The sequence below is a fragment of the Vibrio sp. R11-SG3-ISO9 genome (genome assembly GCF_059834255.1).
Map to the genome: position 1 here is coordinate 370,561 of NZ_JCBDGU010000056.1, position 21,128 is coordinate 391,688.

Sequence of the window (21,128 nt, forward strand, 5' to 3'; positions counted from 1 at the left end):
GTCCTTAAATTAGTTGCCGCCAAAGCAGAGATATTTGATGTCCATGTATTCATCGATACCTTGTTTTGCCCCTTCACGTCCGATACCAGACTGTTTTACCCCACCGAACGGAGCCACTTCGGTAGAAATCATGCCTTCATTAATGCCGACCATGCCGTACTCGAGCGCTTCAGCAATCTTCCAGACGCGATGTATGTTTTGGCTGTAAAAGTACGATGCGAGGCCGTAGATGGTGTCGTTAGCCATCTCGATCAATTGCTCATCGTTATCGAATGCAATCACAGGCGCGACAGGGCCAAAGATCTCCTGCGAGACAATGTGCATGTCATGAGTTACGTTCTTGAGTACAACCGGCTGCATGAACAGGCCATCAAGATTCGGCACTTCCGAAACCGGCTGCGCGCCTTGCTCAATGGCACCATCAATCAGTGCTTGGATGCCCGCTTTCGCTGACTTACTGATCACAGGGCCAATATTCACGCCTTCGTCTAAGCCATTGCCGACCTTGAGCTGCTGAACCGCTGCATCAAATTTAGTCACGAACTCATCGTAGACTTTACTGTGAACATAGAATCGGTTCGCACAAACACACGTTTGACCTGCATTACGGAACTTAGATGCCATCGCACCCGTTACCGCTGCGTCGATATCTGCGTCATCAAACACGATAAATGGCGCGTTGCCACCCAGTTCCATTGAAGTACGTTTAATATCGTGCGCACTCTGCTGCATCAGAACACTACCCACTTGAGTCGAGCCCGTGAACGAGAACTTACGAATCAGTGGATGTGACGTAAAAATCGCGCCGATCTGGCGAGAGCTTTCTCCGAGAGTCACCTGCAACACGTCGCGCGGAATGCCCGCTTGGTACGCAAGTTCAGCGACAGCGAACGCAGACAGCGGGGTCGAGTCCGATGGCTTCACGATGAAGCTGCAACCCGCAGCCAGTGCAGGCCCAGCCTTGCGAGTGATCATTGCAATTGGGAAGTTCCACGGCGTGATCGCACATGCAACACCAATTGGCTGCTTAATCGTCACAAGACGCTTATCACCACTTGGGGCAGGGATCGTTTCCCCATAAGTGCGCTTGGCTTCTTCAGCAAACCACTCAATAAAGCTTGCGCCATAGAGCACTTCGCCCTGAGCTTCTGCTAGAGGCTTACCTTGCTCTAGCGTCATTAGACGGCCAAGGTCTTCTTTGTTGTCAAGCAGCAGTTGATACCACTTGTTCAATAGAGCTGCGCGTGCTTTTGCAGGCATTGCCGCCCACTCTTTTTGCGCGACACTTGCGCGTTCAACACCATCTAAAATGGCTTGCTCTGAAGAGACTGGGGCATAACCCAACACTTCACCAGTAGCAGGGTTAGTGACAGCAATGCCCTGCTCTTGGTCCGACACCATAAACGACAGCAATGTTTGGTTGTTAATTTGTTGCATGGTGATTCCTTTTGACAGCTAAACAATGCCGCTCTCTGTTGACTGATTCAGTCATCCGCGGCTATTAGTAATTTTAATTGATGATGGCTAAGCGGGGATCTGCTGGGTAATGCAGTGAATGTTGCCACCACCCAATAACACTTCACGTGATGGGATCCCAATCACCTGATGTTCAGGCATTGCCTGTTGCAGTATCTCGATCGCTTGCAAGTCGGTTGTATCATCGAGCAGAGGTAAAAAGACATACTCATTTACGATAAGAAAGTTTGCATAAGAGGCACTTAGGCGTTCTCCCGCATCGCGCACCATGCCTTCACTCTTATCGACACCGTTGGCTTCAGCTTCGCTGTAGTGCAAAGGCCCCGGCAACGGCAAGCGGATCACTTCAATACTTCGACCTTGAGCATCGGTCTGCGACTTAAGTGCATGTTCCGCTTGGCGGGATAGCTCGAACTGCGGGTCGCTTGGATCGTCAGTCCAGCTCAACACGACCTTACCCGGCGCAATGACGTGCATCAGATTATCGACATGACCGTCAGTCTCGTCGTTAAACAGCCCCATTGGTAGCCAGATAATTTTATCGATGCCAAGATACTCTTTAAGGCTCGCTTCTATCTGTTGCTGACTCATCTCAGGGTTGCGCCCCGGGCTAAGCAAACACTCTTGCGTGGTATACAGGGTGCCTTCGCCGTCGGTATGAATGGCGCCGCCTTCCAGAACAAACGGAGCTCGATAGTGGTCAAGACCAATGATGTCACACACCGAACTCGCCACTAAGTCGTCTTGCTGCCAGTTGTCATACAGGCCGTTGTAATCCCCGCCCCATGCATTGAACTGCCAGCTGATGCCACGGCGCACGCCTTGCTCGTTCACCACCACCGTTGGACCTATATCGCGCATCCAAGCATCGTTGTACGGGATTTCGACCAGTCGAATATCGGAATGAAGCAAGGCGCGAGCTCTATCAAACTGCTTACAGCTAACTGCCACGCACACCTTGGTCACTTCCGAAATCGCGTTGGCAATGCGAGCAAAGGTCTGCTGTGCAGGCTGCGCTTGTTCACGCCAATTGTCTTTTCGCTCTGGCCAAGCAAGCCACACTTCACTCACCGGTTGAAACTCAGCCGGAAAGTAGAAGCCATCTTGTCGAGGCGTGGTTGATAGCTGCATAGTGCCCCCTTATACCGCCAATTTACCTATACTGCCGTATAGATCTGGTCGACGGTCACGGAATAACCCCCATGAATGACGAGCCTGCGCCGTTGCGGCCAAATCGACTTCTGCATAGATAATCGCTTCACCTTCACGTGGAGCTTCAGCAAGCTTGCCACCGGTATGATCAGTGATGAAAGATGAGCCGTAGAAGGTCGTTTCAATGCCGTCGTCCAGTTCAGTACCCACGCGGTTTGACGCGATTACTGGTACCAAGTTGGCCGCTGAATGGCCCTGCATCGTGCGTTGCCAATGGTCACGTGAGTCTAGGGTTGGGTCTTGTGGCTCACTACCTATCGCAGTTGGGTAGAAGATCGCTTCTGCGCCATGTAGGGCTAAGCTGCGAGCCAGTTCTGGGAACCATTGATCCCAACAGATACCAGCGCCGAAAGTGCCAAACTTGGTCTTCCAAACCTTGAAGCCAGTGTCACCCGGGCTGAAGTAGTACTTTTCGCTATAACCTGGTCCATCTGGAATGTGTGACTTGCGGTAATTATCGAGTACCGTGCCATCTGCATCGATCATCACTAACGAGTTAAAGAAGGTGTTACCCGCTTTTTCAAAGTAGCTCACCGGGATCACAACCCCCAACTCTTTAGCGAGAGCGCTCATCTCTTTAATCAGTAAGCAGTTTTCTGTCTCTTCTGCCAACTCGAAGTATTTCGCTTCCTGTTTCTTGCAGAAGTAAGGCGCCGCAAACAGCTCTTGTGGCAGAATTACGTTGGCACCGTTGCTCGCGGCTTCACGAATCGCCTGTTTGGCTTTGTTCAGGTTATCTTCCAGATCCCAGCTCTTAGTCAGTTGTAAGGCTGCAAATTTCACTACTCTACTCATTCGATGTTCCTTATCTGTGTCTGGATTAGATAGCCAGTTTGTCTCTTAGGTTGTAATACGCTGCACCCACTGCGGTGAATGGGATTTGGAAGTGACGGCCCCCCGGGAAAGCGTAGTGCTTCAATGCTGCGAAAGCATCGAATCGCTCAGCGTGTCCGGTTAAGGCTTCTGCCAATAGTTTGCCTGCAAGGTGAGTACAAGTGACACCATGGCCGCTATAACCTTGTAGGTAGTAGATGTTGTCATCGAATGCGCCGAACTGAGGCATACGCGAGTAAGTTAGCAGGAAGTTACCCGTCCAAGTGTAATCAATCTTAATCCCTTTCAATTGAGGGAAAACCTTCTCTAGCTTAGGACGAATCAAAGCTTCGATATTCTCTGGATCACGTGCGCCATACACTACGCCACCACCAAACAGCAGGCGTTTATCAGCACTTAGGCGGAAGTAATCAAGTAGGTAATTACAGTCTTCAACACAGTAGTCGCTTGGCAGTACCTGCTTAAGTTGCTCATCAGTCAGCGGCTCTGTCGCCACCACTTGGGTACCACACGGAATCGCTTTGTTGCTGATGTTCGGTGCAAGACCACCAAGGTAAGCATTACCTGCCAACACTAGATATTTGCACTTCACGCTGCCCTGAGCCGTTCTCGCCACAGGGTTCACGCCCTTCTCTAGCGAGGTTACTGCAGACTGTTCGAAAATTTGACCACCCAAAGAGACAAACGCAGCTGCTTCACCGAGAGCCAGTTTTAGAGGATGGATGTGACCACCACGCATATCGAGCAGACCGCCAGTGTAAACCTGAGTACCGACTGCCGCTTCTACCTCATTGGCATCAAGCAGAGTCAGTTGGTCATTACCGTAACGCTCCCAGTTTTTCTTATGGTGCTCTAGGCCAGCGAGTTGCTTTTTGTTTAGTGCTGTAAATAGGCCACCGCGCTTATGATCACACTCGATATCGTACTTATCGATAAGGCCACGAATGATGTCGCCGCCTTCAAAGATCATGTCACACAGAGCTTTAGCTTGGGGTTGGTCGTAACGGCTTTCAATCACGTCAACATCTCGGCTGTAGCTATTAACGATCTGACCGCCGTTGCGACCGGTTGCGCCAAAACCGACTTTCGCACTCTCTAGCACCACCACTTTAAAGCCTTTCTCTGCCAGATGCAGTGCTGAAGATAAACCAGAGAAACCGGCACCAACCACACACACATCACACTCGATGTTGTCTTGAAGTTGTGGGAAATCTGGCATGTTTGGTACTGAGTGCGCGTAAAACGAGTCCGTATGCTTATTCATTGCTTTATTCCTTTGTTATTCGTCAGCAGGCTTAAGGGTGTAGGCGAATCCAAGTCGTTTTGGTTTCTGTGAACTTTTCAATGGCATGCAGTGACTTATCACGGCCGTTACCACTCATTTTGAATCCACCAAATGGGACAGTCATGTCACCTTCGTTGTAGTTATTGACCCAGACTGAACCCGCTTGAAGCTGCTTAGCCACACGGTGAACACGATTAATATTGCTGCTCCAAAGAGCGGCACCTAGGCCATATTTAGAATCGTTAGCAATGGCTATCGCCTCTTGCTCATCTTTGAAAGGAATCACGCACAACACAGGGCCAAAGATCTCTTCCTGCGCGACACGCATCTTATTGTCGACGTTGTCGAGAATGGTTGGCTCAACGAACGCGCCTTTACGGTCCACATCACCACCGCAGCGCAATGTTGCACCCTCAGTCTGACCAAGGTGGATGTACTCCAGCACTTTGGCTTTATGCCCTTGATCGATAAGCGCGCCCATAGAACAAGTGATGTCCATTGGGTCTTTTGGCGTGAAGGCTTTAGACGCTTCAATCACCTTCTCAACAAACTGATCTTTAATGCTTTCATGAACCAGTAGTCGAGTCGCTGCGACACACACTTCACCTTGGTTATAGAAACAACCACCTGCAGTTTCAGCGGCTGCGCGGTCAAGGTCGTCACAGTCTTCAAAGACAATATTGGCATTCTTACCGCCTGCTTCTGCAAAAACACGTTTGAGGTTGGTCTCACCAGAGCGAACCATTAACTGGCCAGCAATTCGGGTTGAACCGGTAAAGGCAATGCAATCAACATCATGGTGTTTAGCTAGCGCATCCCCAGCTTCATGACCAAAGCCAGTGATGACTTGGAACACGCCACGAGGAAGACCCGCTTGATTAGCAAGCTTGCCAAGGAAGATCGCAGTTAAAGAAGATTTTTCTGACGGTTTTAGAATAACGCTGTTACCAGCCGCGAGCGCAGGGCCGAGCTTCCAACAGGCTAGCCATAGAGGGAAGTTCCATGGAACCACAGCGGCAACAACACCAATAGGTTGGTGAGAGATGTAGGCGTGAACATCCTTTTCGGTTGGTGCGACTTCACCGTAGACTTTATCAATCGCTTCAGCGTACCAGCGCAAAGAACCTGCTGCACCTGGGATATCTGTAGAGACACTATGATTGATAGGTTTACCGGTATCGAGCGTTTCCAGTAATGCTAGCTCTTCACGGTGTTCATCAATAAGATCGGCGAATAAGCTTAGGACAGCTTTACGATGAGATGGGGCGCTGTTGCTCCATTCACCTGCTTGAAAGGCTTGACGAGCGCATGTTACCGCAAGATCAACATCTTCTTCTTGGCAACGAGCGATTTCTGTAAGCGTTTCGTCCGTTGCTGGGTTGATGACATCAAGCATTTGGCCACTGATGGCAAGGGTATACTCGCCGTTAATAAATGCTCGATTTTCGATGTTTAGACTGTTTTGTAATTCAATCCATTGTTCCTGGGTTTTCATACGCTCTCCTTGTTATCACAACAAGGCAAGGCCCACTTAGAATGTGGTTGGCGTATGCGCGCTTATCATTCGACAAGCCTTGTCTGTGTGATTTGTAAACTTATGCGGCTGAGTTGTATCAATGACGTACGACTCGCCTTGTTTAAGGACGTAAGATTGGTCTTTATACTCAAGCGTGATTTCACCCTCAAGAATGGTTCCGATCTCTTCGCCTTCATGTTTAATTTCTGCCGCACCAGTCGTGCCATGTGGGGCATACTCTTCGATTAAAAACCCGATGACCTGCTCTTTACTGCCGTTGGTGACTAGCTTCATTGAAACGGACTCACTGCCCATCTCCACCAACTCATCAGGGGTAACGACAACCTTTACTTCATCACTGGCTGGCTTTTCAAAGGTGAAAAACTCCGATAGCGACAAAGAAAAAACGTTCACTATTTTTTGCAACGAGCTCACTGAAGGGCTGACCTTAGCGTTCTCAATAGAGGAGATAGCACTATGTGTAATGCCAGCTCGCTCGGCTAATTCTCGTTGTGACAATCCATGTTCTTTTCTTAACTGAACAATATTTTTACCAATCTCTTGATTGTCCATTTATCTGGCTCCTAACTTATAGAGAGGCAGCCATCATAAATTCTTTGAACAAAATTTGTGAGAAATGATTGGTTTTCGCTTTCCATTCTGGGTGCCACTGCACGCCAACAAAGAATTTTTGTCCTGGAAGGCTAAATGCTTCCACCAAACCATCAGGGGCTTTCGCTTCCACTTGCAGTTGCGGAGCCAATTGATCAACCCCTTGATTATGCAGGGTGTTTACTTCAAAAAAGACCGTGCTTTCCCAGTGATTCTCTGTCAGCCATTTTTCAAAAAGGCTCTGCTTTTGCACCAGTACCGCATGTGATGGTGCGTATTTCTCTTCAAAGTCGTCGACTTGGATCTCTCGATGATCATTAAAGCCGGAATCGTGAACCGCCGGATTTAACGAGCCACCCAACGCCACATTCATCTCTTGAAAGCCACGGCAGATCCCTAGACATGGAATGTCTTTATCAATAGCTTTGCGCAGTAATGAAAAAGAGAGCTCGTCACGCGCTTCATCTTTCTTTGCCTCTTGATGCGTCGCGTTATAGTGGTGCGGCGCAACATTCGAGTGACTACCTGGAAATAAAAAGCCATCACACATCTCGAGGATTCGCTCGATATCTTCACTCGCCATATCTGGCGCTAACATCAGCGGCAAACCGCCGAAGTCTTTTACTGCCGCTAGATAGAAGTCATTAACGGCTTGTATTTGATAGCCACCCAACTCTTTCGCGCAGCTAACAATTCCAATAATGGGTTTGCTTTGTGTAGACATGTTACTTCCGTGCTCGATTTATTTAACACTCACACTACAAACCATGTACAAAATTATCAACATCGATGTTCGATATTCTGACCAAATCGTGACCAACGCCTCTTTTTTGGTCAAAAAAACGGCTAATTTTGCTCATTATATTGAGCAAAAACCGATCAGCTGTTACAAAATAGTTAACAAAAAACATCTTTCATAAAATTGACAACTTGAAAGAAAATCAAAATAAACCATTGTATTTTAAGCAAATAAAACAAAATTTTTAGACTTTAGTCTTATCAACACAACTCAGTTGTTTATTTTTTGTTGCTTTAGGTTTGCTGTACAGAGGCTAGTTGGAGAACTCAATGGAATCGTATCTACAGGAAGTTAAAAATTTTCGACAAAAATGGCCCAACATCGAGTTTGTTGATCTCATTTTCACCGATATCAATGCCACACCAAGAGGCAAAAGAATCCCAGTCAATGCGCTGGAGAAGCTAACGAAAGGGGTGGCACTACCGCTGTCTACTATTACTCTCGATACTAAAGGCAATGTAGTAGAGAGCGCAGGGTTAGGTGAAGACCTAGGCGAGCCGGATAACATTTGTTTCCCTGTTGCTGACACACTGATGCCAACAGCAAAAGAATCTGTCGGTCAGGTGCTGTTAAGTATGATGGATGAGACAGCAGAGCAACCAAGTCCGCTATTCATTCGTAATATCGTCGAAGACATGCTCGATAAACTGCACGCTAAAGATCAGTACCCATGCGTTGCCTTAGAACTTGAATTCTACCTCATCGACAAAAAACGTGGCGAGATGGGTGCTCTGCAAACCGCTATTAACCCAACCAAAAAGTCACGCGAGAAAGATACCGAGGTGTACGACCTCGACGGCCTTGATGACTACGCAGATTTTCTCTCAGATCTTAATAAGGTCGCCCAAGAACAAGGGTTAAATACCTCTGGTGCTCTCTCTGAATCCGCGCCAGGGCAATTTGAGATTAACTTTAACCACTCAAAAGACGTGCTCAAAGCGTGTGATGAAGTGATCATCGCTAAGCGTCTTATCCGCCAGATTGCCCACCAGCACGGTTTTGATGCCACGTTTATGGCTAAGCCGTTTGGTGACCAAGCCGGTAATGGCATGCACATTCACCTTAGCTTGGTGGATGCACTCGGCAACAATCACTTTAGCCAAGCCGATGGCGAAGTCAGTGACCTCTTTTATCAAACCATGGCTGCGATGTTGGCTCAGACATCCGATTCCATGGCATTGATTTGTCCTAACGTAAACTCTTACCGCCGTTTTGTCCCCGGCGCTTACGTACCTACGAAAGCCGATTGGGGAGAAAACCACCGTGGTGTTGCGATGCGTGTGCCCATCAGCGATAGTAAAAATCGCCGAATTGAACATCGTATCGCAGGAGCTGACGTTAACCCTTATATTCTCGCTGCAGTAGTACTTTCCGCGGTATTAGCGAGTGAAAACTATACCAAAGACCAATGTCCTAAAGCCCTCAGTGATGATGCAATTGACCTACCACTGCGTATGTCAGAGGCACTCGACCAGCTAGAACGCAGTGAGCTGGCTCCGTACATCTCTAGAGACTTTATCGATTTATATTTAGCTTGCAAACGGAGTGAACTCGCCGACTTTGAACGCGAAATCACCCCATTAGAAATCGAATGGATGTTGCACTCAGCATAAATAAAGGAAATATACGTATGACTACGCAAACCAAGGCGTTGGACGCGCCGCTGAAGATCAACACTCAACACATCATGGTATCCCTATTGGTGGTGGCGACGTTTGTGTTCTTCACTTCAATTGGATTGAACCACCAAGAAGGAGAGGCTTACGGGTGGATGAGTTTGCTTCCAACGGCTCTGGTGTTGGTGTTCGCACTGACAACGCACCGCACCGTAGAAGCGCTATTTAGCGGCACGATTGCAGGTGTGTTGCTACTGAACCCAACCGAAGCGGTGGAGCAGATCGTTGGCATCTCTATGGATGTGATGATGAACGAGACCATTGCATGGATCGTGCTTGTTTGTGGTCTGATGGGCGGCTTAATTGCGATTCTGGAGAAAGGCGGCAGTATCTTAAGCTTCTCTGATATGCTGGTGACCAAGGTGAAAAGCCGCAAACAATCTATGCTGATGACCTTCTTCCTCGGTATTCTGATCTTCATTGATGATTATCTAAACGCGATTGCTATCTCCTCTTCAATGAAGAAGATCACAGATGGCTACAACATTTCGCGTGAGAAACTCTCTTACCTAGTGGATTCGACCGCAGCCCCTATCTGTATTCTGGTTCCGATTTCAACTTGGGCAATCTTCTTTAGCTCACTGCTTGAAGCGAATGGCGTTGCTGAAGCTGGTCAAGGCATCAAGGCGTACATCGAAGCGATTCCTTACATGGCTTACGGCTGGGTAACACTGGCAATCGTACTTCTCGTTGCAATGGAAAAACTGCCTGACCTAGGCGCAATGAAGGTTGCTGAAGAGCGCGCGAAGAAGGGTCAAGTTCGCCCAGATGGCGCAACAGATATCGACTTTGGCGCAGACATCTCAGCACACACTAACCCAACCATGGGCCTAATCAACTTCCTACTGCCAATGGTAGTATTAGTTGCCGCGAGCTGGTACTTCGGTATCGATCTACTAGCCGGTGTGTTTGTCGCAATCATCTTCACTATCTGTTTCTACGGTGTGCAGCGTCTGATCTCGATGAACGACATGTTCGAAGCGGTCTACGACGGTATCAAGGTGATGTTGTTGCCACTAGCAACGGTAATCGGCGGCTTTATGCTGAAATCGGTTAACGATTCTCTGGGTGTAACTCAATATGTAATCGAAACGGTGAGCCCTTACCTATCTGCACCTTACTTCCCTGCAATCATCTTCATCATCACTGGCGCGCTGGTATTCGCGACTGCATCATCATGGGGTACATTCGCTGTAGCAATGCCAATCGTATTGCCACTTGGCGAGCAGCTTGGCGTTCCACTGCACCTTACTGTTGCGGCGCTACTATCAGCATCAGCGGCGGGCAGCCACTCTTGCTTCTTCAGTGACTCAACGGTTCTGTCAGCACAAGGCTCAGGTTGTACATCAATGCAACACGCGACGACTCAGTTCCCGTACGCATTGATCGGCATCATCGCAACCGCTATCTTCTTCCTAGTGATTGGCTAAGAAGAAAAACAAGCTTAATTAAAAAATCCGAGTGTTTAACGACACTCGGATTTTTTACATTACTCGTCTCCAGAAACTCGCTCAGTAAAAGCCGCCATGTTTCATGTGCACAAAAAGCAAGATAGAGGCGATCACCAGCTCTAGAACCAATGGCGGTACAACAGCTTTATCGAATCCATCCAGAACCAGACCGACCACTCGCCCGGCCGCGACAGCCAACATCACCACTGCAACAAAGAAGTAGCCGTCAGTGTCATTGTTAAAAAAGCCAGCCGCAATAATATAAACGCTTGCCAAAAATAGGCCGCCCATCACTGAGCGGATCGTGTTCATGCCCGCTTTACCAATCGGTTCCAAAGCGAAATTTGCCAACATTTTCTTGGGTGCAAACATCGACATCACGCCAAGCCCAGTCAACATCAACGCAATCACGCCAACCAATGTATTCATTACTGTATCCATCATATCTCTCCTTATGCTGGTGTTTTCGCTGTTAAAAACTGTTGAATCGCTTGATAAGCGTTGTCTTGTGCAGAACTGTTGTTAAATAGTGGCTCCAGTGTCACTTGGTCGATCACAGGCCCTGTCGGAGAACCGGCTCGGCTCGCGTAAAATCGGCCACTCTCAAAGCTTGGATTAAACAAGCCTTCTAAGTAACGCTTGGCGCCTTTCTCGACACTGTGCATCATGCCAAACAGTGGCATCACGGTTCCGCCCACGTACTTAAAGAACACCTTTTTCAACAGTGGCAAATCGTCCATACCATTGGTGCCAGTCGTGCCACCAGGGCTGATGGTCACAAAACGAAGGTGCGGGTGCTGTCTCGCCATCGATGACATCCACAGAGTACCAGTCAGTTTAATGGTGCCGTAAACATCCAGCGGATCCGCGTTTGAACCAAATTTGCTGCCGTCTGCAATAGAAGAAAATTCCTGTACCGACGTGTCCTTTAGCTCAGGCTTAGCAACCCCCATTCTTGGTACACCTCGCGCCGTCTCAGAGCCCGCATAAATAATGGTCGACGTAACCAACTGCTTTTTCACTAGCTCTTCTACAAGTACTACATGACCGAGAACATTCGATGCAAAGATAGTGGTCACGCCATCTTCAGTCAGTTGATGAGGTGTTTTTCCGCCCGTACCACCCGCATTCAAAATTACCGCATCAACAGGCGACTTGAGACGAGTCACTGCTTGTTGCACGGAATAGGACTCAGAGACATCAAGTAGTAAAATCTCGAACAAATCTTTGCCGGTTTCTTCAACCAGCTTTCTCTTCGCTTCGTTCGCTTTCTGTTGGTTTCTGCAACCCAAGTAAATCTTCTTTATGCCACTTTGTTGAGCCAACTGGCGCGCTGCTTCAAAGCCTAAGCCAGCGTTGGCACCCGTAATTAATACACTTGTTATTGAGTTCATCATGTTCCCTTCTCGGTGATGTTTAACGTGTAATTAAGCTAACATGATTGAAAAATGGACTGTATATAGGTAAAAGTGGACACTGTGTTTCAAAAATGAACCATAGGCAGAATTATGCTGAACAATGAGACTTATACCTTTAACTGGGATGACCTAAAGATCTTTCTCGCGGTGGTGCGCAGCGGAACACTGCGTGGGGGAGCCGAGAGCATCAAGATCAATCACACCACGCTCACCCGTCGCCTGTCAGTAATGGAAGAGCAGATTGGTAGTCGACTGTTTGACCGCTCCAAGCAAGGCTTACAGCTCACTCAGATAGGAGAAGAACTACTCCCATACGCTGAGCGCGTCGAAGAGGAGATGGTCGCAGCATCACGCATGATCATTGGCAAAGACAGTGAGCCTGTTGGCACCGTTTATGTCTCTATGCCTCATGGATTGGCGATGACCTCGATAATGGATGACCTAGCACTCTTTGCTGAGCGTTATCCAGATATCACACTTAATCTCAATTTCGGTAACGACATCGCTAACTTGAGCCGTCGTGAATCAGACGTCTCGATTCGCATCGCTAATGAGGTTTATGACGATGCCGTAGGTCGCCGTTTAGTTCAGATGTCGCAAGCGGCCTACTGCACCCGAGAATACGCAGAGAAAGTAAAAGACAACGCTGGCGAAGGGCTACACTTTATTGGATGGCACGAACCAGAGGGGGATGTCAGTGCTCAGTGGCTAAAAGAGAGCTTCTACCCAAAAGCCACACTTAAACACCGAGTTTCGGAGCTGGTCCCATTGATAAACTTAGCGGCTTCTGGGCTTGGGATGGCTTATCTGGCATGCAATTTAGGTGACAGACACCCAAACCTTGTGCGCGCTCCATTTCAAAAGCCGCTGCCCTATCGAAGCATCTGGTTGTTGCTTCACACAGACCTACGCCGAACTGCAAGAATTCGTCGCTTTGTCGATTTTCTTGGAGAACAGATTCAATCACGTGAGAACGAGTTTTGGGTGACGGGAACCGTGGCAAAAGCTGATTAGGCAAATAATGAATAACACCTCAATAAAGCCACTCATGTAGTGGCTTTTTTCATACTCGATTTTCACTCTATTGCTGCCGATTTATATTGAGTTTATTTAGGCAAATAAATACACTGAATAGAGCATTATCCGGAGGTGAAATGAACAATAAAAACAAGCACATAATATTAATTCACGGCCTCTATATGCCTGCATTGATCATGCAGTATCTAGATAGAAACTTTAAAAAGCGCGGCTTTCAAACTCACAAGTTTGCCTATAACTCTCTGCGCTTTCCATCCGCTTCCAAGCGATTGAATCGATTTGTCACTGCTCGCTTTGAAGAAAATGATGAGGTCTACTTCTTTGGCCACTCACTCGGTGGTTTACTGATTCGTCACTACTTCAAACATTATCAGCCCAAATTTGCCGATACTTGCATCATTACCGCGGGCACGCCACACAATGGCGCAACTATAGCCAAGACACTCTCGAATCATGGACTAGGATTCATTTTTGGTTCAACCAAACATATCCTCAATGACGGGCTTGGCGACTACGATAATGACGTGCCAATTGGTGTGATTACTGGCACCTACGACGCTGGCGTAGGACGAATCGTATTAGGAAAAAATCACGGCGATGGCACGGTAACACTAGAAGATGCCAACCTAAAAGGGGCAACCGACACCTGCGCACTCAACCTCAATCACACTGCTTTGGTGTATTCGAAAGAAGTGGTACAGCGATCGTTGGAGTTTATTGAAAATAAGGCTTTTAGATCTGGAAAATAAGAGAGGGGGATTTGCTCTTTACGTGATTTTCTAGTTCGTATTTATACTTCAATAGGGTTATTCAAGCATATAGATTGACGCATCCTTGCGCCTGATAGTCCTTTTATCGATTAGTTTCCGAAACGGTAGTGTGCACCAACGCCTGCTGAGAAATCTGATGATGCGTGAGAAGTCGATGTCGCGTAGTTCATTGTGCCAGAAACTGACCATGAGTCATTCACTTGGTACGCACCGCCAAGTGCAAGGGCTTCCGTAGAACCTGCAAAACCAACACCCACACCAACTGCATATTCACCTGCATTAGCTAGCACAGGACGAGCGTTAGTAATTGCGTGAGAAGATGCCATAACCTGATCCATGCGGTCATCAAGCTCAAGCATTTTTTGACCTTGCTTATATAGATCTTGTTCTAGTGAATCCATGCGAGCAGAGCTGTCATAGATAGCACCATCTATGCGGTCAATTTCGCCACCAACAATGTCTTTACCGTTACTCACGAGATCACGAATTTGTTCTGATGCCTCTGGGCGATCTGGCAATACGTTATCACTATCTTTTGGTAACTCAGGGCGAGGCTTGTCTGCACCCCACTCTGGAGTTGTGTCATTAGCCAATACACGACCATCATCAAGGATAATCGCACGCTGCCCGTTAGCGTTTTCTACCGCTACAAAGGTCTTGCCTCCAATAGTTTTGGCGCGAGAGTCAACATCAATAGAGCCTAATTTCTTACCTTCAGAGTTATAAACATCGCCTGAGCTTTTATCAACAGTGTAAGTTACATCATCTACAGTTACTTCGGCTACATAGTATCCGCCCTGAGTATCTACACTTACGTTCTCCAAGATGATAGTGCCGTCCAGATGGTCATGCGCTTCTGTAATGACATCACGGATAGGAGCATCCAAATCAGGAGTTTGAACGTCCGCCACTGCGCCAAATGATACTGCTGCAATTGCCACTGCTAGAATTGTCTTTTTCATTACGTTACTTTTCTTTACTCGTTTAATTTAAAGGGAGAGAGGAAACTCTCGGTGAGATTTTTATTAACTGTGGAACAGGCGGGGTGTTTAAATAAAACCAGCGCTCCCGTTCAGTGGCGTTAATGTAAACTCACAGGATAAAGACAAGTAGCGGGCATAATTTATGCTCTACATAAACAACGTTTATGTAGAGCAAGGCAAGTCAAAAGTAACATTAAATATCATAACTTTAAAACAATAAAAGCACGTACACCCCCACAAAGAAACAGGCTTATATAAGTATTAAATAACCAAAAAGCACTTAACTAATAAATATTTCAGATGGAATAAGAGATATTCTATCCATATAGATCCTCCTCAGTGAAAATTAATTAAAACAGTAAACCACTGATAATTAATCATTAAGGTTTTATTTATTCACTTTAATAACTCACTAAGTCGAAATGCGACTTTTCACAACCCGAGTAAAGGTGTTAATCCAAGTCGAATTGTTATTGATAATCAGCTTCACAACGAAATTCGACTCAAACCAATTAATTGGTGACTAAGGATATAACATGACTAACTACAAACATTCTCTCATTGCGCTTGGCGTAATTTCAGCACTTACTCTGTCTCACTCAGTAACAGCAGCAGAAAATGACGTGCATGATGCCGACCCTCGCAATACGGCTTGGCGTGGTGGTATCGCTTCTGATGATAATGGCGAGATCAAACTTGTTGCGGGCGGTGGATTCAACAACCTCTACGGAGGCGATGGTGTAGAGACTCAAACCATCATGATTGGTGAGTATTTCACGCAGTCAGAGGACTTCCGTTTTCGTTTAGCGAACTTTGACTCACGTTTTGGTGGTATCTATGTCGATACTTATCTCACCGACACAACAGACATGTACACAGCGGGCTACATGCTGCCATTGACCGCTACCAATGGTAAAACGATGTTCTTCCCGTCGGTCAATTATTCGTACGTCGATTTTGACACTGACCAAATCGCGCAAAACATCCAAGGAACCCTTGTACCTAGCTCAATGAGTGGATATTCAACAGGTACTGGTCAAACCGCGCTTAATAATGCCCTTATGAACATCAATGGTAGTGCAGTGAAAAACGTATTAGGTGGAGATGATGCGCATATGGCGTCGGTCAACTTATACGGCCTTCAACCATGGAACGATACTTTCTACACCGTATTCCAAGCTTTTGGTGGTTCAAGCTATGGTGGCGTAGAGATGGAAATGGTGGATTTGATGCTCTTACAAGGTACACGAACCGAAGTTGGCGGTGCGATTTTCAACATCTACCTAGAAGCGAAATACACCAACATTAAGCTGAACGACATCAACATGCCCCATAAAGACTACTTGCGTGGCGAGGAAACCAAGATCTCTGTCGGCTTCGACTGGCGTTTCTAACCCGCTCCTCCAGATGACACCAGAAAGGACTCTGGTTTCATAACACTTATTCCATTCTTACATTCGACTTAGCTTAATATGGGAACATGATGATTGACAATATTGACCTCAAAGCAATGAGAATGCTCATTGACCTAAACGAAACTCGCAACACTTATGTGACCGCCGAACGACTAGACCTATCACAATCTGCCGTTGCTCGTATGCTGAGTAAGTGTCGTACCGCACTCAACGACCCAATTTTTGTTCGCGCATCTGGAAAGTTACAACCCACTAGTTTTGCCGAACATTTGCTATCTCGCTTACCCAATATCATCAGCGAAATTGATGATGCCATCAGTGCCAACCGAAAGTTCAATCCAGTACAACTGAAAGGTAAGATTCAGATCTGCATCAATCGTCCAATCCAATCGCGGTTTGGTGCCGAGTTGTTTACACGTTTGTCTGCCGAGGCACCCAATGCGACTTGGTACTTAAAAAGCTGGGAATCTACGGCCGTCGAGCAGATCTTAGATGGGCGAGTATTAATGGGAGTGAACTATTACAGTGACCATTTTCCAAAATCAATCACGCAAAAGATGCTCGCAAAGGATCAATTTGTCGTGCTGGCTTCAGAGAATCACCCACTTGCCCAGCTCGACAGCATCTCTATAGAAGCCGCATTAGAATATGGTTTTATCTCACTGACTTTGCCGGGCTGGGATGAAAAGAACACTCACCTAAATAGGGTATTCGGTCGCTCAGAACGATCCCCTCTCATTCGCTTGCAAACCGATAGCTTACACTTGGCAATGCAAGTCGCTCGTACAAATAACATGCTCTTGCCCGCCTCTTTAAAAATGAACACGGGTTATACCGGTCTCGTTCCACTAAAACTAGACTTTAATGGCGCACATATACCCAATGCGAATGTAGTGAGTAGTGTGGCGTATAAAAATGCGAATAAACCCGTAGTGAACTGGTTAAATGAGCTTTTAGCAAACCTAGTAAAAGATAAAAACCTATGAACATTTCCAACTAACTAGAATTTACCTATTCAATACAACTGGGTAGTCAAACCTCATCGCGTCATTTGTAATATCGGCTATTCCCAAACTTCACCAATAACTAAGTATCGTGTATGTCATCCAATCACTGAGTGACAAGCGCTATGTTTCACTACAATCAAACCAACGACGCTAAGGACAGCTTCGGTAAAAAGGTAAAGAATGGATTCTTCACCATCACCAAGTTTATTGCCAAATCTTGCGTGATAATCGGTGCTCTCATTGGAGCATCTGTCGGCTTATCCAAACTTGGGACCATTCATGGCAAGTCCTTACCAGAGCACTACTTTATTGATGGTCACCCGACAATACTAAAACTGCTCGATTCAGAGGTCTTTATGGGCTTCGTGTTTTTTGTCACAGTCGCCATCCTCGTTTATGTCTTATACCTGCTGTGGGAATTACATGAAATAGCAGTCCATAAAGCTGCCAAGATGTCGAGTGCGCATACTCAAATCGTCTTTGCGCTCTCCTTATGTGGCCTGTTTATCGATAAAACATGGTGGGTACTCGCCATCATCATTGCCTTTGCCCGCTGGGATATCCTCGCTGACGCGATTTCGAGCATCATCCGCAACGGCAATTCAGCAACTAAGATTGCTAAGGAGTAACCCATGAAAGAGATCATGCTTCCCTACATCTTAATCTGTTGGATTTTAGTTAAAACAGGAATTGTTCGCTGGACACTGAAAAACGCGACAATCATCGTCGGCATTGGTGTGTTAATCGCCTTTGCTCTATTTACCGCCCATAGGTTCTGGTCTCCTGCTGACCTCACAGACAGCACGACAGTCAAAGCACCACACGCAGTGTTAAGCCCCTTGATCGGTCAGGAGGTTGAGCAAGTATTTGTCGATCACAACCAGTTCGTAAATAAAGGCGATCTGATTTACACACTACGTTCGGTCGACACTGAATCGCAAATGAAAGGGCTAGAAGCTCAAAAACAAGCCGCACAAGCAGAAATATTGGCGCTCACACATCAGGTAAACAATGATGAGCGAACACTGCAACGCTTGACGCAATTAGGCGATTTTTCACAAGAATCTCAACGTGATGAAATTCGAACTCGTATCGACACAACCCAAGCTCAGATTGCATCGGCAAACGCGCAAGTACTGAATATTGAAGCGCAAATAGCAACCGCACAGTGGCAGAATGAACGCCGTGAAGTTCGTGCGCCATTTGATGGTCAGCTCTCTATTTCGAACATTGTTGACGGCACCCGTGTAGGCAACATGCATCTATACGATGTAAATAAGAAGTTTGTTGAAATGCGTATAGCTGATCAAACCTATAGCCGCATCAAGGTGGGGCAATTTGCGGAGTTTTACGTCAACGCCTACCCGGGTGAAATCTTCCGAGGTCGTGTCCATAGCCTGACGACCGGAACTGGTGAAGCAAGGGTTTCGGTAATGAACGGGTCACAACACGTAAGACAGCATGTCGGGAACAACATGAATGATCATGGCCGAACTGTCGTCATCGAGTTTGATGAGCCAGAAGGCTATAACATTCCTATCGGAGCGACTGGTTCTGGCTGGGTATCCGCGACCAAGCCTCACCCAATGCTCGGCTTCATGGACATTATTGGCGGTGCGACCGTTCGCCTCAAAGCCTACAAAGCTTATCTTTCGGCACTGTAATTATCCCGCTATTGGAATAGTGATGTTGCAACACAAAAAAGAGGCTCACATGAGCCTCTTTTCAATTCAAGCACATTTAATCTTGATTCAGGATTGGGGTTAGCAAGTCACATAGCCACGCTATCTTGGATGAATAACGACGCGATGACTTCATGATCAAAGCCACCTCAAGGCTCAAATCCGGCTGGGTATCATCCATCACTTTCGAATATTGCAAGGTATAGAATTCATCCATTAACTGCGACATGAGCTGATAGTTATCGACAAATACTTGAGGCTCTATCGTAGGATCAAGCTGATGAAAGTGATGTATTTGGTCGTTAACACCAGGAACGACAAATTTTACGTATTGTTTAGACTCAACGTTGCCAATAAATGCTCCAGAGCCACGGTGAAGACGTTTTTGGTAAAAGCTCTGAGGCTTATCACTTAGTACGTGTACGCCTAGATCGACCTCTCCTTGCAAGATCAAACTCTCACTGGTGTCTCCCCATGTACGAATATCAATGACGGCATTCGTCTGATTTCTAATGGCTTGAATTATCGCTTTTCCTCTAGTCACTAAATAAGGCTCTGCAATATGCAGCGAGACCGTTTCTAGTTGTCTCGGGTCAAACTTTTCGGGTTCTAATGCTTGGTTTAACTGCCCTAGTGCGGCACTGATTTTCGGCTCTATAGAAACCGCATAAGTCGTTGGGGTTAAACCTGTCGGGTTACGTAGGAATAGAGGGTCACCCAAGTCCTCTCTCAACTTCGCTAGAACCTTTGAAACGTACGACTGAGATCGACCAATCTCCATCGCAGTGCGGATCGTGGATTGCGTTTTCATCAGCGAAACAAAAACATGCAGTGTATTTAAGTCATTCATAACAGGACCTCAATAATAAATCGTCGCAAAGTAAACGTAATATGCGATTAAGAGACCAAAACATAAGAACTCACACACTGCTGTTTACTCAGGCACAAAAAAAGCGAGCTCCCTTGAGCTCGCATCACAGAAAACGCCTTACTACCTAGTAGCTATAGATTGAAGGGAGTTCTTCATCATGATTACCTCCACGCTACTTCCCTATAGCGAGGAGTTATTTTTAAAATTGGTAGTTAAATTCGATACGGTGATCGCCATCTTCGAAATCAACCTCTTCATTCCAGTTCGCAAAGTAGCGAACATTGAGGCGTGGGTTGATTTGGTATGACGCTGCAAACTCATGAGTCATGATTGAATCGTCACCGTAGAACGCACCATTTTTGTAGGTATCTGAGCCGCTGATTGTGCCCATGTACATCGGGTTATAGTTCAGCCAGATTTTGTCTGTGATCTCGACTTTCGCGTACATACCCGCCACATAAAATGTGCCGTGCATGTCATAACGGTCACGTAGCTCATCTTTTCCTGAGCGAGCTTTGTCATCCCATGGCTCACCTGCAGCAATACCGGCTCCAGCTAACGGATATAAGTTCACAGGGCCAAACTTGGGCAGCGCTTGAATGAAGCTATAAGACGCAGAGCCTTGGTTAGTATCAAAGTTGTAATTCACGTCAACTTGAGCGCCTCGGCCATTGGTTAAGTCAACAGTAAAATTGCGAAAACGTACCGAGTCTATTGAATCATCGACACTGCCGAATTTATCTTTATCGTTATCACGGAAGCCAATGGCATCGCCTGCGATCCCCTTAATCTCCAATACGTTCATACCCATTGTGGTGTCTGAGCCCGTATCGTAGGTTTGACCAAACTTTAAGTTCAGTCCTTTATCGCTGGATCCTGCACCAGCCTGAGTATATACAGCCAGTGGATCACTCATGTCTTGGACAGAGTCTTCTGCTTTTGCTACAGAGGGAGCACAAACTAGAGCTGTAACAATGCCTACCGCTAATGTGCGCGGCACAAATGTATCTAAATCAATTTTCATGGATGGAACCTTTGGTTGGATGCGTGCGACCAAGGCGCGCATAAATCAGATGTCAATTT

20 protein-coding genes are annotated in these 21,128 nt (G+C 46.7%); 8 read left to right on the plus strand and 12 right to left on the minus strand.

Features of this window, described 5'->3' with window-relative positions:
- Window positions 1-9: 9 nt before the first annotated feature.
- The 7 genes from AC6R05_RS22595 to AC6R05_RS22625 all read right to left on the minus strand — a co-directional run bounded on the left by AC6R05_RS22595 (window position 10) and on the right by AC6R05_RS22625 (window position 7,659).
- Complete coding sequence (locus tag AC6R05_RS22595; protein WP_500648717.1) at window positions 10-1,437, minus strand: NAD-dependent succinate-semialdehyde dehydrogenase; 1,428 nt, start codon at window positions 1,435-1,437, stop codon at window positions 10-12.
- An 87-nt stretch (window positions 1,438-1,524) separates the two neighbouring features.
- Entirely contained in the window at window positions 1,525-2,607 is a 1,083-nt protein-coding gene (gene aguA, locus AC6R05_RS22600; RefSeq protein WP_500648718.1) for an agmatine deiminase, read from the minus strand.
- A gap of 9 nt (window positions 2,608-2,616) precedes the next feature.
- Window positions 2,617-3,483 carry an N-carbamoylputrescine amidase gene (gene aguB / locus AC6R05_RS22605; protein WP_500648719.1) on the minus strand — a complete coding sequence of 289 codons (867 nt, stop codon included), beginning with the start codon at window positions 3,481-3,483 and terminating at the stop codon, window positions 2,617-2,619.
- 25 nt (window positions 3,484-3,508) lie between these two features.
- Window positions 3,509-4,786 carry an NAD(P)/FAD-dependent oxidoreductase gene (locus tag AC6R05_RS22610; protein ID WP_032553791.1) on the minus strand — a complete coding sequence of 426 codons (1,278 nt, stop codon included), beginning with the start codon at window positions 4,784-4,786 and terminating at the stop codon, window positions 3,509-3,511.
- Between the two features lie 31 nt (window positions 4,787-4,817).
- The gene (locus AC6R05_RS22615; protein WP_500648720.1) at window positions 4,818-6,302 is read right to left on the minus strand and encodes an aldehyde dehydrogenase; all 1,485 of its coding nucleotides are present in this window, start codon (window positions 6,300-6,302) and stop codon (window positions 4,818-4,820) included.
- 36 nt (window positions 6,303-6,338) lie between these two features.
- Window positions 6,339-6,896, minus strand: coding sequence for an HTH-type transcriptional regulator PuuR (gene puuR / locus AC6R05_RS22620; protein ID WP_032553788.1), 558 nt, complete (start codon window positions 6,894-6,896; stop codon window positions 6,339-6,341).
- A gap of 16 nt (window positions 6,897-6,912) precedes the next feature.
- Window positions 6,913-7,659: a gamma-glutamyl-gamma-aminobutyrate hydrolase family protein gene (locus tag AC6R05_RS22625; RefSeq protein WP_500648721.1), complete on the minus strand. Its 747-nt coding sequence runs from the start codon at window positions 7,657-7,659 to the stop codon at window positions 6,913-6,915.
- 344 nt (window positions 7,660-8,003) lie between these two features.
- Here AC6R05_RS22625 and AC6R05_RS22630 point away from each other — a divergent pair, with 344 nt between their 5' ends.
- Together AC6R05_RS22630 and AC6R05_RS22635 are read left to right on the plus strand one after the other, a co-directional pair.
- On the plus strand, window positions 8,004-9,347 hold the full coding sequence (locus AC6R05_RS22630; protein ID WP_500648722.1) for a glutamine synthetase family protein: 1,344 nt from the start codon (window positions 8,004-8,006) through the stop codon (window positions 9,345-9,347).
- Window positions 9,348-9,364: 17 nt separating this feature from the next.
- Window positions 9,365-10,840, plus strand: a complete 1,476-nt coding sequence (locus AC6R05_RS22635) for a Na+/H+ antiporter NhaC family protein (RefSeq protein WP_500648723.1) — start codon at window positions 9,365-9,367, stop codon at window positions 10,838-10,840.
- 81 nt (window positions 10,841-10,921) lie between these two features.
- Here AC6R05_RS22635 and AC6R05_RS22640 read toward each other — a convergent pair whose 3' ends face one another.
- Both AC6R05_RS22640 and AC6R05_RS22645 read right to left on the minus strand, forming a co-directional pair.
- Entirely contained in the window at window positions 10,922-11,302 is a 381-nt protein-coding gene (locus AC6R05_RS22640) for a DUF4345 family protein (protein ID WP_150870343.1), read from the minus strand.
- A gap of 11 nt (window positions 11,303-11,313) precedes the next feature.
- Entirely contained in the window at window positions 11,314-12,255 is a 942-nt protein-coding gene (locus tag AC6R05_RS22645; RefSeq protein WP_150869806.1) for an SDR family NAD(P)-dependent oxidoreductase, read from the minus strand.
- 114 nt (window positions 12,256-12,369) lie between these two features.
- Between AC6R05_RS22645 and AC6R05_RS22650 the strand changes: the two genes are divergently transcribed.
- Window positions 12,370-13,293, plus strand: coding sequence for a LysR family transcriptional regulator (locus tag AC6R05_RS22650; RefSeq protein WP_150897399.1), 924 nt, complete (start codon window positions 12,370-12,372; stop codon window positions 13,291-13,293).
- Between the two features lie 140 nt (window positions 13,294-13,433).
- On the plus strand, window positions 13,434-14,066 hold the full coding sequence (locus AC6R05_RS22655) for an esterase/lipase family protein (protein WP_500648724.1): 633 nt from the start codon (window positions 13,434-13,436) through the stop codon (window positions 14,064-14,066).
- Window positions 14,067-14,176: 110 nt separating this feature from the next.
- Here the strand turns inward: AC6R05_RS22655 and AC6R05_RS22660 are convergent, their stop codons facing one another.
- The gene (locus AC6R05_RS22660; RefSeq protein WP_500648725.1) at window positions 14,177-15,049 is read right to left on the minus strand and encodes a YadA C-terminal domain-containing protein; all 873 of its coding nucleotides are present in this window, start codon (window positions 15,047-15,049) and stop codon (window positions 14,177-14,179) included.
- A gap of 557 nt (window positions 15,050-15,606) precedes the next feature.
- On the opposite strand from AC6R05_RS22660, the gene AC6R05_RS22665 reads away from it, so the two are divergent.
- The 4 genes from AC6R05_RS22665 to AC6R05_RS22680 all read left to right on the plus strand — a co-directional run bounded on the left by AC6R05_RS22665 (window position 15,607) and on the right by AC6R05_RS22680 (window position 19,156).
- Window positions 15,607-16,464, plus strand: coding sequence for a hypothetical protein (locus AC6R05_RS22665; RefSeq protein WP_500648726.1), 858 nt, complete (start codon window positions 15,607-15,609; stop codon window positions 16,462-16,464).
- A gap of 89 nt (window positions 16,465-16,553) precedes the next feature.
- Window positions 16,554-17,471, plus strand: coding sequence for a LysR family transcriptional regulator (locus AC6R05_RS22670; protein WP_500648727.1), 918 nt, complete (start codon window positions 16,554-16,556; stop codon window positions 17,469-17,471).
- A 143-nt stretch (window positions 17,472-17,614) separates the two neighbouring features.
- Window positions 17,615-18,121 carry a magnesium transporter gene (locus tag AC6R05_RS22675; protein WP_500648728.1) on the plus strand — a complete coding sequence of 169 codons (507 nt, stop codon included), beginning with the start codon at window positions 17,615-17,617 and terminating at the stop codon, window positions 18,119-18,121.
- A 3-nt stretch (window positions 18,122-18,124) separates the two neighbouring features.
- A complete protein-coding gene (locus AC6R05_RS22680) occupies window positions 18,125-19,156 on the plus strand; it encodes an HlyD family secretion protein (protein ID WP_500648729.1) in 1,032 nt (343 codons plus the stop codon).
- Window positions 19,157-19,232: 76 nt separating this feature from the next.
- Here the strand turns inward: AC6R05_RS22680 and AC6R05_RS22685 are convergent, their stop codons facing one another.
- Together AC6R05_RS22685 and AC6R05_RS22690 are read right to left on the minus strand one after the other, a co-directional pair.
- Window positions 19,233-20,024 carry a LysR family transcriptional regulator gene (locus AC6R05_RS22685; protein ID WP_500648730.1) on the minus strand — a complete coding sequence of 264 codons (792 nt, stop codon included), beginning with the start codon at window positions 20,022-20,024 and terminating at the stop codon, window positions 19,233-19,235.
- A gap of 220 nt (window positions 20,025-20,244) precedes the next feature.
- Window positions 20,245-21,069 carry a hypothetical protein gene (locus tag AC6R05_RS22690; RefSeq protein WP_500648731.1) on the minus strand — a complete coding sequence of 275 codons (825 nt, stop codon included), beginning with the start codon at window positions 21,067-21,069 and terminating at the stop codon, window positions 20,245-20,247.
- Window positions 21,070-21,128: the final 59 nt, after the last annotated feature.

Coding starts and splice junctions, on each gene's coding strand:
- AC6R05_RS22595 (WP_500648717.1), bottom strand. CDS start 1,437: ATGCAACAAATTAACAACCAAACATTGCTGTCGTTTATGGTGTCGGAC.
- aguA (WP_500648718.1), bottom strand. CDS start 2,607: ATGCAGCTATCAACCACGCCTCGACAAGATGGCTTCTACTTTCCGGCT.
- aguB (WP_500648719.1), bottom strand. CDS start 3,483: ATGAGTAGAGTAGTGAAATTTGCAGCCTTACAACTGACTAAGAGCTGG.
- AC6R05_RS22610 (WP_032553791.1), bottom strand. CDS start 4,786: ATGAATAAGCATACGGACTCGTTTTACGCGCACTCAGTACCAAACATG.
- AC6R05_RS22615 (WP_500648720.1), bottom strand. CDS start 6,302: ATGAAAACCCAGGAACAATGGATTGAATTACAAAACAGTCTAAACATC.
- puuR (WP_032553788.1), bottom strand. CDS start 6,896: ATGGACAATCAAGAGATTGGTAAAAATATTGTTCAGTTAAGAAAAGAA.
- AC6R05_RS22625 (WP_500648721.1), bottom strand. CDS start 7,659: ATGTCTACACAAAGCAAACCCATTATTGGAATTGTTAGCTGCGCGAAA.
- AC6R05_RS22630 (WP_500648722.1), top strand. CDS start 8,004: ATGGAATCGTATCTACAGGAAGTTAAAAATTTTCGACAAAAATGGCCC.
- AC6R05_RS22635 (WP_500648723.1), top strand. CDS start 9,365: ATGACTACGCAAACCAAGGCGTTGGACGCGCCGCTGAAGATCAACACT.
- AC6R05_RS22640 (WP_150870343.1), bottom strand. CDS start 11,302: ATGGATACAGTAATGAATACATTGGTTGGCGTGATTGCGTTGATGTTG.
- AC6R05_RS22645 (WP_150869806.1), bottom strand. CDS start 12,255: ATGAACTCAATAACAAGTGTATTAATTACGGGTGCCAACGCTGGCTTA.
- AC6R05_RS22650 (WP_150897399.1), top strand. CDS start 12,370: ATGCTGAACAATGAGACTTATACCTTTAACTGGGATGACCTAAAGATC.
- AC6R05_RS22655 (WP_500648724.1), top strand. CDS start 13,434: ATGAACAATAAAAACAAGCACATAATATTAATTCACGGCCTCTATATG.
- AC6R05_RS22660 (WP_500648725.1), bottom strand. CDS start 15,049: ATGAAAAAGACAATTCTAGCAGTGGCAATTGCAGCAGTATCATTTGGC.
- AC6R05_RS22665 (WP_500648726.1), top strand. CDS start 15,607: ATGACTAACTACAAACATTCTCTCATTGCGCTTGGCGTAATTTCAGCA.
- AC6R05_RS22670 (WP_500648727.1), top strand. CDS start 16,554: ATGATTGACAATATTGACCTCAAAGCAATGAGAATGCTCATTGACCTA.
- AC6R05_RS22675 (WP_500648728.1), top strand. CDS start 17,615: ATGTTTCACTACAATCAAACCAACGACGCTAAGGACAGCTTCGGTAAA.
- AC6R05_RS22680 (WP_500648729.1), top strand. CDS start 18,125: ATGAAAGAGATCATGCTTCCCTACATCTTAATCTGTTGGATTTTAGTT.
- AC6R05_RS22685 (WP_500648730.1), bottom strand. CDS start 20,024: ATGAATGACTTAAATACACTGCATGTTTTTGTTTCGCTGATGAAAACG.
- AC6R05_RS22690 (WP_500648731.1), bottom strand. CDS start 21,069: ATGAAAATTGATTTAGATACATTTGTGCCGCGCACATTAGCGGTAGGC.